The sequence below is a fragment of the Xanthobacter sp. NM-59 genome, from assembly GCF_021401125.1.
Classification (GTDB): Bacteria; Pseudomonadota; Alphaproteobacteria; order Rhizobiales; family Xanthobacteraceae; genus Xanthobacter.
On sequence record NZ_JACBFQ010000007.1, the window covers coordinates 229838 to 244162 of the forward strand.

General features: G+C 69.5%; 11 protein-coding genes. 7 read left to right on the forward strand and 4 right to left on the reverse strand.

What is annotated here, in order from left to right:
- Nucleotides 1-41 precede the first annotated feature (41 nt).
- The 3 genes from L0966_RS14310 to L0966_RS14320 all read left to right on the forward strand — a co-directional run bounded on the left by L0966_RS14310 (nucleotide 42) and on the right by L0966_RS14320 (nucleotide 3696).
- Entirely contained in the window at nucleotides 42-2450 is a 2409-nt protein-coding gene (locus L0966_RS14310) for a transglycosylase domain-containing protein (protein ID WP_234052618.1), read from the forward strand.
- Nucleotides 2451-2800: 350 nt separating this feature from the next.
- Nucleotides 2801-3103 (forward strand): 50S ribosomal protein L28, encoded by a 303-nt coding sequence (gene rpmB / locus L0966_RS14315; RefSeq protein WP_234052619.1) that lies wholly within the window; start codon nucleotides 2801-2803, stop codon nucleotides 3101-3103.
- A 62-nt stretch (nucleotides 3104-3165) separates the two neighbouring features.
- Nucleotides 3166-3696 carry a queuosine precursor transporter gene (locus tag L0966_RS14320; protein WP_234052620.1) on the forward strand — a complete coding sequence of 177 codons (531 nt, stop codon included), beginning with the start codon at nucleotides 3166-3168 and terminating at the stop codon, nucleotides 3694-3696.
- Nucleotides 3697-3986: 290 nt separating this feature from the next.
- Here the strand turns inward: L0966_RS14320 and L0966_RS14325 are convergent, their stop codons facing one another.
- Nucleotides 3987-4748 (reverse strand): carboxylesterase, encoded by a 762-nt coding sequence (locus tag L0966_RS14325; protein ID WP_234052621.1) that lies wholly within the window; start codon nucleotides 4746-4748, stop codon nucleotides 3987-3989.
- 95 nt (nucleotides 4749-4843) lie between these two features.
- Nucleotides 4844-6031, reverse strand: a complete 1188-nt coding sequence (gene dapE, locus L0966_RS14330) for a succinyl-diaminopimelate desuccinylase (RefSeq protein WP_234052622.1) — start codon at nucleotides 6029-6031, stop codon at nucleotides 4844-4846.
- Between the two features lie 211 nt (nucleotides 6032-6242).
- On the opposite strand from dapE, the gene L0966_RS14335 reads away from it, so the two are divergent.
- The 3 genes from L0966_RS14335 (at nucleotide 6243) to L0966_RS14345 (ending at nucleotide 11400) form a co-directional block, all read left to right on the forward strand.
- Nucleotides 6243-8864, forward strand: a complete 2622-nt coding sequence (locus L0966_RS14335; RefSeq protein ID WP_234052623.1) for a DUF3772 domain-containing protein — start codon at nucleotides 6243-6245, stop codon at nucleotides 8862-8864.
- Nucleotides 8865-8979: 115 nt separating this feature from the next.
- Nucleotides 8980-9525 (forward strand): CAP domain-containing protein, encoded by a 546-nt coding sequence (locus L0966_RS14340; protein ID WP_234055157.1) that lies wholly within the window; start codon nucleotides 8980-8982, stop codon nucleotides 9523-9525.
- 261 nt (nucleotides 9526-9786) lie between these two features.
- A complete protein-coding gene (locus L0966_RS14345; RefSeq protein WP_234052624.1) occupies nucleotides 9787-11400 on the forward strand; it encodes an AMP-binding protein in 1614 nt (537 codons plus the stop codon).
- Between the two features lie 59 nt (nucleotides 11401-11459).
- Here the strand turns inward: L0966_RS14345 and L0966_RS14350 are convergent, their stop codons facing one another.
- Together L0966_RS14350 and L0966_RS14355 are read right to left on the reverse strand one after the other, a co-directional pair.
- A complete protein-coding gene (locus L0966_RS14350; protein WP_234052625.1) occupies nucleotides 11460-12224 on the reverse strand; it encodes an aldolase/citrate lyase family protein in 765 nt (254 codons plus the stop codon).
- A 187-nt stretch (nucleotides 12225-12411) separates the two neighbouring features.
- Nucleotides 12412-13107: a ribonuclease HII gene (locus L0966_RS14355; protein ID WP_370640742.1), complete on the reverse strand. Its 696-nt coding sequence runs from the start codon at nucleotides 13105-13107 to the stop codon at nucleotides 12412-12414.
- A gap of 228 nt (nucleotides 13108-13335) precedes the next feature.
- Here L0966_RS14355 and L0966_RS14360 point away from each other — a divergent pair, with 228 nt between their 5' ends.
- Nucleotides 13336-14241 carry a neutral zinc metallopeptidase gene (locus L0966_RS14360; protein WP_234052626.1) on the forward strand — a complete coding sequence of 302 codons (906 nt, stop codon included), beginning with the start codon at nucleotides 13336-13338 and terminating at the stop codon, nucleotides 14239-14241.
- Nucleotides 14242-14325: the final 84 nt, after the last annotated feature.

The window sequence follows — 14325 nt, forward strand, 5'->3', positions numbered from 1 at the left end:
AAGGGGAGTCGAAGCACACAAGGGGAGCGACGGGACAGCCGATGGCGACTCGAGGTTACGGCGAAGGAACACGGCGCGAGCCGGCCGTGGAGCGCTCGGACACGGGTTTCGACATCCGCCTTTCCCCAGAGGACCGGCCCACGGGCAGCCTGAAGGCGCCGCGGGCCAAGGGTCCGACGAAGGGGGCTGCAAAGGGGCGGGCCGAGCCGCCGGCCCTCGACCGCTTCGACCGCGTGCCACCCCTGGGCTCCTCGCGACCCGGCGCGGAGAGCGAGCCGGAAGCCACCGACCAACCAACCGCACGAATGCGCGCGAGCGCCGGTGCGGCCCCCGAAATCCTCGCGCCCGAGCCTGCGGCGCGCCGCGACAGAGGAGAGGCGGAGCTGGGCGGACGCGACAAGAAACGGGGCAAGGCCAAGCCTGAAAAGCCGGCGCGCCCGCGCCGCCGCCGGCGCTCGCTCGTCTGGTCCCTGGTGAAGTGGAGCTTCATCCTCGCCATATGGGGCGTCATCGGCATCATCGGCGTCATTGCCTACGAGGCCTCCAAGCTGCCGCCCATGCAGACGCTGATGATTCCCAAGCGTCCGCCCACCGTCACCATCCTGGGCGCCGACGGCAAGACGCTGGCGGTGCGCGGCGACATGGGCGGGGTGGCGGTGCCCATTCAGGAATTGCCGCCTTATCTGCCCAAGGCTTTCGTGGCCATCGAAGACCAGCGTTTCTACAGCCATTTCGGCCTTGATCCCGAGGGCCTGGCGCGCGCGCTCGTGACCAATCTCACCTCCCGGCGCCTCCGGCAGGGCGGTTCGACGCTGACCCAGCAGCTCGCCAAGAACCTGTTCCTCACCCAGGAGCGCACCGCTTCGCGCAAGATTCAGGAGCTGGTGCTGGCCCTGTGGCTGGAGACCAAGTTCACCAAGGACCAGATTCTCGACCTCTATCTCAACCGCGTCTATTTCGGCGCCGGCGCCTATGGCGTGGAAGCCGCCGCCCAGCGCTATTTCGGCAAGTCCGCGCGGCAGGTGACGCTGGCGGAGGCGGCCATGCTGGCGGGGCTTGTGAACTCGCCCTCCCGCCTTGCGCCCACACGCAACCTGAAGGGCGCGCAGGCCCGCGCGACGCTGGTTCTCACGGCCATGAAGCAGCAGGGCATGATCTCGCCGGAGATGGCGCAGACGGCCATTGCCCACCCGGCCCAGCTCGCCCGGCCCAAGACCCCCGATTCCGCCGGCTATGTGGCCGACTGGGTGATGGACCAGCTCGACGCCTATTCCAGCTTCATCACCGGCGACGTGACCGTGCGCACCACCATCGAGCCGAACCTGCAGCAGGCGGCGGAAAAGGCGCTGGACGAGACGCTGGCCAAGTCCGGCGCCAAATATGGCGTGGGCCAGGGCGCCGTGGTCTCCCTGGATACGGACGGCGCCGTGCGGGCCCTTGTCGGTGGGCGCTCCTACCAGGAGAGCCAGTATAACCGCGCGGTCACAGCCAAGCGGCAGCCGGGCTCGGCCTTCAAGCCGTTCGTCTATCTCACCGCCCTGGAAGCGGGCCTGACGCCGGAGACCGTGCGCGAGGATGGCCCCATCCAGCTCAAGGGCTGGAAGCCGGAGAATGCCAGCCACCAGTATCGCGGGCCGGTGACCCTCACCGAGGCCCTCGCTTTGTCGCTCAACACCGTGTCCGTGCGGCTCGCTCTGGAGATGGGACCGAAGGCAGTGGTGGCGACCGCCCACCGGCTCGGCATCACCTCGCCGCTCGATCCCAACCCCTCCATCGCGCTGGGCACCTCGGAAGTCTCGGTGCTGGAGCTGGCGAGCGCCTATGTGCCGTTCGCCAGTGGCGGCATCGGCGTCACGCCCTATGTCATCGAATCGGTGAGGGACGCCGGCGGACAGGTGATCTTCGAGCGCACCGACCGGGGCCCGGGGCGGGTGATGGACCCCGCTTATGCGGCTGAAATGAACCAGATGCTCACCCAGACCCTGGTCATCGGCACCGCCCGGCGGGCCGATCTGCCGGGCTGGGAAGCGGCCGGCAAGACCGGCACCTCGCAGGATTATCGCGATGCGTGGTTCGTGGGCTACACGGCCAAGTTCGTCACCGCCGTGTGGCTGGGCAATGACGACTCCTCGCCCACCAAGAAGGCTTCGGGCGCCAATCTGCCAGTGGAGATCTGGAGCCGCTACATGAAGGTGGCGCACCAGGGCATCCCCGTGGCCGAGCTGCCCGGCGGAACGCGCACCGCGGGCTTCGGCGGCTATGGCTACGGCGCGCCCGGCGGCACCCTCGCGCCCCCCGAATCCGTGCCCGACGACCGTCCGGCGGCCATGATGGGCCAGGCCGGCTTGCCCCCGGCCAATGTGGGTGGGACCCAGGGCGCCCAAGGCGAGCCGCCCATGACGCTGGAACGCTGGTTCGCGGAAACCTTCCTCGGACAGGGCCGGCGCTGACGCCACGCCCCTGCGCGCCCTGCGAGTCGCCAGGGCGCGCCCCAACCCCTGCGATTCCCGCCCGATTCCCCGCCATGCCCCCGCGGCGCGGGACTGCGGCTGGCGAGGCCGCTCCCACCGCCGCGCGCGAAGGACCGTGGGAGTCCACGTTTTTTTTTGCTGGCGCAAGGCCCGCGAGGCGATGTCGGGCCATCGTTTGCCGGCGCCGATCTTGACGGCGGAGCGCCTCCCCCTTATAGGAGCCACTTCCCGTTCCAGCGGGTGAGTGCCGCGGGGCGCGACTCTGAGAAGAGGCAAGCCGCTCCATCTGGCGCTCCCCGCACCTGAAAAGACGAAGAAGGACTTCTGCCATGTCCCGGCGGTGTGATCTGACCGGTAAGGCGGTGCTGACCGGCAACCTTGTGAGCCACTCGAACCGCAAGACCAAGCGCCGGTTCCTGCCGAACCTGTGCAATGTGACCCTTGAGAGCGAGTCTCTCAACCGCTCCGTGCGCCTGCGCGTTTCCGCGAATGCGCTGAAGAGCGTGGACCACCGCGGTGGCCTCGACGCCTTCCTCAAGAAGGCCCGCGACGAGGAGCTGTCTCCGCGCGCGCTGGAGCTGAAGCGCCTCATCGTGAAGGCTGCGAACGCAGCGGCTGCTGCCGCCGCCTGATGGCCTCTGCCACATTTGTTGGTGGGTCTGAACCGCGGGCGTTTACGCTCGCGGTTTTTGCCATGTGCGGGGCGGTTCTGGCCGCCAACGTGCTGGTGCAGTTCCCCTTCACGCCGTTCGGCCTTCAGGACTACCTGACCTACGGCGCCTTCACCTATCCGCTCACCTTTCTCGTGAACGACCTCACCAATCGCCGGCTGGGGATCGTGCGCACGCGGCAGGTGATCTATGCGGGCTTCGCGCTGGCCCTGGCGCTCTCCGCGCTGCTGGCCACGCCGCGCATCGCGCTGGCCTCGGGCACCGCCTTCATCGTCGCGCAGCTGCTTGATGCCACAGTGTTCAATGCCCTGCGGCAGAAGGCCTGGTGGCTGCCGCCGGCGCTGTCGGGCGGCATCTCCTCCGCCATCGACACCGCCGTGTTCTTCACCCTGGCCTTCTCCGGCACGGACCTGCCGTGGACCAATTGGGCGGTGGCGGATTATCTGGTGAAGCTGGCCATGGTGGCGCTGTTCCTGGCGCCCTATCGCTACCTCATTGGCCGCATGTCCAGCTGGACCCAGCAGCCCGAAGACGCAGCGCCCGCGGAAGCCTGATCTCCCGAAGGCCCGTGAGCTCGACTCATGGGCCTTCGGCATTTCCGCAACCTCAGCCCCATAAGCGAGCCGCCCGGCCCTTTCGGTCGAAATCGCTCCCGGATGTGCGAGGGCCACGTGCCCGGTCGGGTCGCGATGTCATGGCAACATCCAAGCAGTCCATGCTTTTGCTTTAGCGCGTTCCTGCACGCCGATCCCGGCGCTCGAAGGTGTGCAGGCCCTGAGCGGCTCCGCACGCGGCCCGGTTCAAAGGCGGCGCGAGGCCCAGGGGCTCGCGCCGGCATCAGCCATCACAGGAATTCGGACACCACCTGGGCCAACCGCTCCAGATCCTCGGGCCGCGACAGGCGGTGGTCGCCGTCCTTGATGAGCGAGAACACCACATCGTCCTCGGCCAGGCAGGTCACGAGCCGCATGGCGTGCTCCCACGGCACGTCCTCGTCCTTCGCGCCCTGGAGGATGCGCACCGGGCAGCCCACCGCGAAGGGCGCGCCCAAAATAAGGTGGCTGCGCCCGTCCTCGATCAGGGTACGGGTGATGACATACGGCTCGTCGCCATAAGGCGTGGGCTTGAGAAAGCGGCCGTTGACGGTGATCTCGCTCTGCACCTCGGCCGGGAACCGCGACCACATCAGCGTTTCCGTGAAGTCCGGCGCGGGCGCCACCAGGACCAGCGCCTTCAGGCGCGTCTCGCCCCTTGCGGCCAGCGCGCGCGCCAGCAGCAGCGCCAGCCAGCCGCCCATGGACGAGCCCACCACCACCTGCTCGCCCGCGGTGGCCCCATCGAACACCGCCAGCGCCTCTTCGAGCCAGCGCGAGATGGTGCCCTCCTCGAACGCGCCGCCGGAAGCGCCGTGGCCAGAATAGTCGAACCGCACATAAGCGTGGCTGCGCTCCGCGGCGAGGGCGGCGAGGCGCTCGGCCTTGGTGCCGGTCATGTCCGACTTGAAGCCGCCCAGCCAGAACACCCCCGGCGCGTCACCGGGGATTGCACGGACCGCGATGTCGCGGCCGGCCACGTCGAGGCGATAGGCGGTTTCGTCATGACTCATGCGTCAGGTCTCCATGGTGTTGGGGCATCGCGCCAGAGGTGAATCCGAATCGCCCAGGACAGCGCGCGAGGACAGCGCGCCGGCTGCAAAAGACTCTATGCGAAATGCGCGAAATATCGCGTGATGATCTGCGAATAAATGGCGGTGAGGTCCTCAAGATCGCGCACGCTGGTCGCCTCGTCCACCTTGTGCATGGTCTGGCCCACCAGGCCGAATTCCACCACCGGGCACAAATCCTTGATAAAGCGCGCATCGGACGTGCCGCCGGAGGTGGAGGCCTCCGGCCGGCGGCCGGTCACCGCCTCCACCGCGCCGGCCACGATGTCCACGAACGGCCCGGGCGCGGTGATGAAGCTCTCGCTGGCACCCGGCGGGAAGGCGATGTCGTACGGTTCGCCGGCCGCATCGAGCCGGCGGCGAATCTCGTCCTTCAGGGTGGCGAGCGAGAAGTGGTCGTTGAAGCGCACATTGAAACGCGCGGTCGCCTCGGCCGGAATGACGTTGAAGGCCGTATTGCCCACATCCACCGAGACCACTTCCAGGTTGGACGGCGGGAAGAAGTCCGAGCCGGCGTCGAGCGGCGCCGCGATCAGGCTGGAGAGCAGCCGCACCAGGCGCGGCACCGGATTGTCCGCCAGATGGGGATAGGCCACGTGCCCCTGCACGCCACGCACGGTGACCACGCCCGAGAGGCTGCCGCGCCGGCCGATCTTGAAGGCGTCGCCTAATGTCGCGGGATTGGTGGGCTCGCCCACCACGCAATGGTCGATGGTCTCGCCCTTGGCCTTCAGCCACTCCACCACCTTCACGGTGCCGTCGAGGGCGGGCCCCTCCTCGTCGCCGGTGATGAGGAAGGAGAGCGAGCCCTTTTCCGGCCGCCCATAATGCAGGGCCGCGGCGAGGAAGGCGGCCACCGCCCCCTTCATGTCCACCGCGCCGCGCCCGAACAGGCGGCCGTCGGCGATCTCGCCCGAGAAGGGGCCATGGCTCCAGCGCGCCGCATCGCCCACCGGCACCACGTCCACATGGCCGGCGAAGCACAGGTTCGGGCCATCCTCGCCGATGCGGGCGTAGAGATTGACGATGGGCACGCCCGAGGTGTCGAAGGTCAGCCGCTCCACCTTGTAGCCCGCGCCAGCCAGCAGCTCGGCCACCAGGTCGAGGGCGGCCTTCGCCTCCGGCGTCACGGAAGGCGCCCGGATGAGGGCTGTGGCCAGGGCCACCGGATCGTGAACATTGGCGGACGAGGAAACGGCGGGCTTGACGGGATCGATGGAGGTCATCAAGGAAACCTTCTGACGCGCCGGGCGTGGGGGCGGGCCCGGTGCACCCCGAATTAGCGGGAACTGCCGTAGCCACGCCAGAGATTTCGTCGCGGGGCCTCGCCTGCGGCAGGCGGGGCCGGGCAGATCCGCCGCGTGAATCTGCTGCCAGAAGCCATTGCCATGAGTCCGCCGCGTTCACGCGACAGGAACGCCGGCTCGGAGGTGAGGAATGCGTTTTCCGAAGTCGAAGGAGCTGATCGCGGCGCTCGCACTGTGGGCAGGCGTGCTGGGCGCGAGCGTCGGGGGCGTCGTCGCACCTGCACCGGCCAGCGCGGCCGAGCCCGCCAGCGGCAACGCGACCAAGGCGGCTGAGACCGCGAAGCCCGAAGCCCCCGCAGCGGGCGCACCGGCCGCTGACGCGCCTGCGGCAGCCCCCGCGACGGAAGCCGCGCCGGCCCCGAAGGCGCCTCTTCCCCCTGACCCGGTGGTGACCGCCGCGCGCGAGAAGATCGAGTCTAACCGAACCGCCCTCGACGCGCTGGAGGCCGGCCTTTCCGTGGATGGGCTGCGCGCCAGCGACCTCGACGACCTGCGCGCGCGCCTCGACCCCGTACGCCGCGAGCTGCAGCAGCTGGCTGACGAGATCGGCCCCCGCCTGGCCGACGCGCGGGCGCGCCTCAAATCCATTCCCGCCAAGCCCGGCGAGGGAGCGCCCGCCGAGGACCCCGGCGTGACCGCCGACCGCGAGCGGCTGCAGAAGACTACCGCCGACCTCGACGCGGTGCTGGGGCCCGTGCGCACCCTTTCGGACCGCGCCGCCCAAGCCACAGACCGCATCAGCGCCCGCCGCCGCGCCCTATTCACGAACCAGCTGTTCGAGCGCAGCGATTCCATCCTCGACCCCGGCCTGTGGGCCGCTGCCCTGACGGCGACCGGCGCCGAGCTGCACTCCACCCAGCTCCTCATCACCGACTGGAGCGCCTATGCCAGCCACCGGCAGGGGCCGCTGGCGCTGACGGGCATCCTGGCGGGCACGTTCGCCGTGGTGGCGCTGGTGGTGTTCGCCGGCCGCTGGCTGCGCCGGCGCCTGCGCACCCCGCCGCCGCCGGAGGGCGAGAGCTTCACCCGCCTGCGTGCCGCGCGCGAGGCGCTGAAGGTGTTGCTGCTGGAAGCCACTGTGGCGCCGGTGGCCACCATCCTCGGCGTCTCCCTCATCGATACGTTCGAGATTATCCCGCCGCGCGCGGATGAGCTGGTGCATGGCATCGCTGTCGCGATCATCATCAAGGCCATCGGCACGGCCGCAGCGCGCGCCATGCTGGCGCCGGGAGAACCCTGGCGGCGGATGCCGCCGATCTCCGACCGCGCCGCCATGATCACCTTCCGCTACTTCTCGTGGGCGGTGTGGACGCTGGCGGTGGCGGCGGTGCTGAACGCCCTGCACCGGGTGCTGTTCGCCCCCCTGGGCCTCACGGTGGTGACCAGCGCGGTGATGGCCCTGCTCATCGCCGTCTTCATCGCCCGCTTCCTGCTCCACCTCGCGCGCTCCGAGGAGGATGACGAGGATTCCGCCGCCCAGGACGGCGGCGAGAAGAGCGGCTCCCACCCCATCGAGGGGCGCCACTGGGTGCGCCTGCTGGTGTGGCTGGTGGTGGCTCTGGTGATCGGCGCGCTGGTGGTGGGCTATGTGAGCTTTGCCGCCTTCATCGCCAGCCGCGTGGTGGTGGCCAGCGCCATCCTCGGCGTGCTCTACGTTCTGTACGGCCTCATCGACTCCTTCTTCGGCACCGGCCTTGCGGCCGACACGGCGCGCTCGCGGCACCTCTCCAAGGCGCTGGGCCTGAAGCCCACCAGCCTGGAGCTGATCGGGGTGGTCGTGTCTGGCCTGCTGAAGGTGCTACTGTTCGTTGTGGCGGCGGTGCTCATCGTGGGCAGCTGGGGGGCGTCCTCCGCCGACGTGATGGATACGGTGGAGCGCATCTCCTTCGGCATCCATATCGGCAACATCAACATCACGCTGTCGAGCGTGCTCTATGCCGCCATCTTCCTGGTGGTGGGCATCGTGGTGGCGCGCGGCCTGCAACGGTGGATCGCCACCGCGCTGCTGCCACGCACGGGGCTCGAACCCTCGCTGCAATCCTCCATCGCCACCATCGTCGGCTATGTGGGGTTCATCGTCGTCCTGATGGGCGCCATGAGCGAGCTGGGGCTGAACCTGGAAAACCTCGCATTGGTGGCCGGCGCCCTCTCGGTGGGTATCGGTTTCGGCCTGCAGTCCATCGTTTCGAACTTCGTGTCGGGCCTGATCCTGCTGGCGGAACGGCCGATCCGGGTGGGCGACACCATCAATGTGAAGGGCGAGGAAGGCTATGTGCGGCGCATCTCGGTGCGCTCCACGGAGATCGAAACCTTCGACCGCGCCTCGGTGATCGTGCCCAATTCGGACCTCATCACCGGCATGGTGAAGAACTGGACCCACGCCAACACCACCGGTCGCATCATCATCACCGTCAACACCCCCTATGACGCGGACGCGGAGGAGGTGCGCGACATTCTGGTGGGCTGCGCCTGCGCCCATCCGCAGGTGCTGCAATCGCCGCCGCCGCGCGTGTTCCTGACCAAGTTCACCGAGATGGGCATGGTGTTCGAGCTGCGGTGCGTGGTGGCCAATGTCGACTATTCGCTGACCGTGAAGAGCGATCTGCACTTCCAGATCCTGTCGCGCTTCCGCGTGGCGGGGGTCGGCATGGTCTCGCAGCCCTGGGCCTCGCTGGCGCGCGCGCCGGCCGATCTGGTGCCGCGCCCGGTGCCGCCCCAGCCGGCCCCCGACCCGCTGCCGGACGATGCCTGAGCGGAAGGCCTCACCCAGGGGGATTAACGCCCCCTATACCGGCCCGGGCGCACAAGGTCCGGGCCGTACCGGCGCCCGATGGGGCGCCCCTTTCGCCTTGTCTGCTGGAGCCGCCATGCGCGCCCTTTTCACCGCTCCCTCGCATTCCCGCTGGAGCAACCGCCGCGCCGGGGTCGGCCTCGTGCTGGCCCTGATGCTCGCGGGCTGCGGCACCACCGAGACTGTGACCGAGCAGCCGGCCTTCTATACCAACCTCGCCAAGACCGGGAAGCCGGTGGACGCGGAGGCCGCCGCCTCCATGATCTCCGACTACCGCACCGCGCGCGGCCTCTCGCCCGTCACCATCGACCCGGCGTTGAACCAGATCGCCCAGAACCAGGCCAACGCCATGGCCAAGGCCGACAGCCTCTCCCACGAGGTGGGCGGGCGCACCTTCATCCAGCGCATGAAGGCCTCCGGCTACCCTTCCAGGATGGCGGTGGAGAATGTGGGTGCCGGCTACCACACCCTGGCCGAGGCCTTTTCCGGCTGGCGGGATTCTCCCCCACACAACAAGAACATGCTGACGCCGGGCGTGACCCGCATGGGCATCGCCACCGCCAACGCGCCCAATTCCAAGTACAAGGTCTACTGGGCCCTCGTCCTCGCCCAGCCGGACTAGGCCGTCTCCGAGCGTAGCGGGAGCCGGTTCTCCGGAAAGGTGCGCCGGGGCCGATCGGCTGTCGCGCCTTCCGCTGGGGCGCGCTCCCGGAAGGCCGCTGGCCCCATGCCCTGCGCAAGACCCCACGTCCCGGAAGGCCGCTACCACCGCGTGTGCATCGCGAAGGCGCATTTTGCGTCGCGGCAAATCTTCGTGGACCCGCGGCCTTCGAGCCGTTAGCGTCCCCGCCCGTTTTGAACGGCGAGGCAGGGACTTCCACGGATGTTGCCGGATATCTGCGATTATGACGGGCTGATCCGCGCCTTCCGCTGGGCGCTGCCCGCCACCTACAACATGGCCGCCCACGCCTGCGACCAGTGGGCCGCCCAGGAGCCGGGCCGGCCCGCTTTGTACCTTCCCGCCGATGGCGGCTTCGCGCCTTTCTCCTATGGCGCCCTTTCCTCCCTCTCCAATCGCCTCGCCCAGGCGCTGCGCGCCAAGGGCGTTGCGGCCGGGGATCGGGTGGGCATCCTGCTGCCGCAATCGGTGGAGGTTCTGGCCACCCATTTCGCCGTCTACAAGCTGGGCGCCATCGCCGTGCCGCTGGCGGGCGCCTTTGGGGTGGAGGCCCTCGCCTACAGGCTTGAGGATTCCGGGGCGCGCGCCCTCGTCACCGACGATGCCGGCCTCGCCAAGATCGCCAACCGCCCCGAAGCGCTCGACCTCATCGTGAACGTGGACGGCGCGCGCGACGACGTGCTGTCGTTCGCGGATCTGGTGGCGGCGGGAGTGGACCGCCCCATGGGGCTCGTCACCACGCCCGACACGCCGGCGCTGATGATCTACACCTCCGGCACCACGGGCCAGCCCAAGGGCGCCCTGCATGGCCACCGCGTGCTGCTGCCCCATGTGAGCGGGGTGCGCTTCACCCACGATTTCCTACCCCATCCCGGCGACCGCATGTGGACCCCCTCGGACTGGGCCTGGGCTGGCGGACTGCTCAACACGGTGCTGCCGGCGCTGGCGCTGGGCGTTCCGGTGGTGGTGCAGCCCAAGGGCAAGTTCGATCCGGAGGCGGCGTTTGCCCTCATCGCGGCGGCGGGCGTGCGCAACGCCTTCATTCCCCCCACCGCGCTCAAGATGATGCGCGCCGTGCCCTCGCCCCAGGCCCGCTTCGGCTTTGACCTGCGCACGGTGGGCTCGGCCGGCGAGGCGCTGGGGGCGGAAACCTTCTCCTGGAGCCGGGAGGCGCTGGGGGTGCAGGTGAACGAGTTCTACGGCCAGACGGAGTGCAACTATGTCATCGGCTCGAACGCGGCGCTGGGCGTCTCGCGCGCCGGGGCCACCGGCAAGGCCCTGCCCGGCCACGAGGTGGCGGTGCTGAAGGAAGACGGCCAGCCCGCCGCGGCGGGCGAGATGGGGCAGATCGCGGTGCGCGCCGGCGACCCGGTGATGTTCCTCTCCTACTGGAACCGGCCCGAGGCCACCGCCGCGAAATACACCGAGGCCGACGACCGGGACGGCTGGTTCCTCACCGGCGATCTCGCCCGCCGGGACGAGGACGGCTATTTCCACTTCCTGGGCCGTGATGACGACATCATCACCTCCGCCGGCTACCGCATCGGCCCGGCGGAGATCGAGGACACCCTGCTGCGCCATCCGGCGGTGGCGCTGGCGGCGGCGGTGGGCAAGCCGGACCCGCTGCGCACCGAGATCGTGAAGGCGGTGCTGGTGCTGACACCGGGCTACAGCGCCTCCGACAGCTTGGTGGCGGAGATCCAGGATTTCGTCCGCACGCGCCTCGCCGCCTATGAATATCCGCGTGAGATCGTGTTCGCGGACGAGCTGCCGCTCACCACCACCGGCAAGGTCATCCGCCGCGCCCTGCGGGGCTGAGGACAGGCTCCGCCAGGATCGGCCCGGCGGGACACTCTGCGGTGGGGACGCGGCCGCCGCTATTCCCGATAGCTGCGCACCAGCTCATCGGCGGCGCGCACCAGCAACATCACGTCGATGCCCACCGCCGTGAACACAGCGCCAGCGGCCATGTAGCGGCGGGCGAGATCGGGCGTGCTGGTGAGGATGCCCGGCCGATTGCCGGCACTGAGAATGCGCAGCATGGCGGATTCGATCTCCGCCACCACCTTCGGGTGGCTGGTCTGGTTCAGGTAGCCCATGGACGCGGAGAGGTCCCCGGGCCCGATGAAGACGCCGTCCACGCCCTCGACGGCGGCGATCTCCTCCACCTGCTCCAGCGCCTCCATGGTCTCCACCTGCACCAGCACGCACATTTCCTGCTCGTGGCGGGTGAAGTAGTCACCCATGCGCCCGAAAGCGGTGGCCCGCACATTGCTGGCAAAGCCGCGAACGCCATTGGGCGGATAGCGCGTGGCGGCCACCGCCGCGCGCGCCTCCTCGGCATTCTGCACCATGGGCACGAGGATGGTGTCGGCGCCCAGGTCCAGCACCCGCTTGATCATCACCGGATCATTCCACGGCACCCGCACCACCGGGTGGGCGGTGCCACGCGACGTGGCCTGCAGCAGCGCAAGGATGCTCGGCACGTCGTTGGGCGCGTGCTCGGCATCGATCAGCAGCCAGTCGAAACCGGAGGCGCCCACCGCCTCCGCCGTGATGGGACTGGGAATGGAGCACCACAGGCCGAGCTGCTGGCGCCCGGCATGGAGCGCGCGCTTGAAGTGGTTGTCAGGGCGGTGCATGGGCTCCTCCATCGCCAGCGGCCGGGGCTCGTCCACCGGTTCCGGCTCGTCATATCACCATCGCGGCGCCGTGCGCAGGCCGGGCCGCCAGGGCCGCTCCCCGTCGCGCGGAACCGGGGCAGGCTCAAGGCTGTTCGGACGGCGCCCGGCCCTGAGGCGAGCCGATGTGCCCCCGCAGGAAGCCGCCTTACTCCTCCCTGTCGGCCCCGAACAGCCGCAGCTGCTGCTCGCGGACGGGGGCGAACGAAAAGCGATGGTGCGGGCAGGGGCCATGCGCCTTCAAGGCCTGCAAATGGGCTTGGCTGCCGTAGCCCTTGTGGCTCTCGAAATGATAGGCCGGAAAGGCCATGCCGAGCTGCACCATCAGCCGATCGCGCACCACCTTGGCGACGATGGAGGCGGCGGCGATGGAGGCGACGCAGGCATCCCCGCCCACGATGGCTTCCACCACGCAGGCCGCCGGCGGCGGATCATTGCCGTCCACCAGCAGCAGCGCGGGATGGCGGGGCAGCCCCGCCGCCGCCTGGGCCAGCGCCCACAAGGTGGCCTGGCGGATATTGTCGCGATCGATGCGCGCGGGCGGGGCCAGGCTCACCGCCACTTCGGCCGTGGCGCAGATCTCCGCATAGAGCTTCTCCCGCCGTGCCGCGGAAAGCTTCTTCGAATCGTTGAGGCCCTGCGGCACGCGCTCGGGATCGAGGATCACCGCCGCAGCCACCACCGGACCGGCCAGCGGCCCGCGCCCCACCTCGTCGGCGCCCGCCACCGGCAGCAGGCCGGCGGCCATGTGCGCCCGCTCGCGGCTGAAATCGAGCGGCGTGAAGCCATCGATCAGCGGGCCGAGCCTCGTCTGCCCACCCGTGGTCCCCCGTCCCCTGGGCATCCCTCGCCCCCTTCTCGCCTGCGCCATCGCGCGCCCGATCGCCCCGCCGGGAACAGGCCCTGCCCCTTGAGCGATGTCGCAAGGGTGGTGAGCGCGCGGCGCGCGGTGTAACACAGAACGCAGCGTGGAGCCCGCCAACGGCCGCGGCCGCCACGGCGGCGGATTGCCGGCCCCGGAGGGAAGAAGCATCGCGGTGCGGCCACCGCGACGCGTGCAGGAGAACAACCGATGCGTTGGGAGGACTATCGCTCCAGCGACAATGTGGAGGACCGGCGCGGCCAGGGCGGCGGCGGCTTCCAGATGCCGGGCGGGCGCGGCGGCCTCGGCATCGGCACCATCATCATCGTCGGCCTGATCGGCTGGGCGCTGGGCATCAACCCGGCGGTGCTCATCGGCGGGCTCGAGGCCATCAACGGCATGGGCGGCCAGCAGCAGCAAACCCTGCCTCAGCGCCAACAGGGCCAGCAGAGCGCCAGCCAAGGCGCGCCCAAGGACCAGCTGGGCCGCTTCGCCGCGGCCGTTCTCGCCCAGACCGAGGATGTGTGGACCGAGATCTTCCGCGCCGACGGCAAGGCCTATCAGGACCCCAAGCTGGTGCTGTTCTCCGGCGCCACCCGCTCGGCCTGCGGCGGCGCGCAGGCGGCCATGGGGCCGTTCTACTGCCCGCTGGACCAGAAGGTTTATCTCGATCTCTCCTTCTTCCAGGAGATGAAGAGCCGCTTCAACGCGCCGGGTGACTTCGCCGCCGCCTATGTAATCGCCCACGAGGTCGGCCACCATGTGGAGAACCTCGTCGGCATCCTGCCCAAGGTGCAGCAGGCCCAGGCCCGCGCCGGCTCCCGCGCCGAGGCCAACGCCCTTTCCGTGCGCGTGGAGCTGATGGCCGACTGCCTCGCCGGGGTTTGGGCCTACCACGCCAATGCCCGTTACCGGATCCTGGAGGAAGGCGACGTGGAAGAGGCGCTCAACGCCGCCAGCGCCATCGGTGACGACAAGCTGCAAAAGCGCTCCCAGGGCTATGCCGTGCCGGACAGTTTTACACACGGCACCTCCCGCCAGCGGGTCTCCTGGTTCACGCGCGGCCTCAAGAGCGGCTCCATGCAGCAGTGCAATACCTTCAACGGACCGATCTGAGGCACAACCGGAAGAGGACCATAATAACTCCTTGCACTCTCCCCCTGCTGCCCGCATCCTTTCCGCAAGGGCGCGGCACAAGCG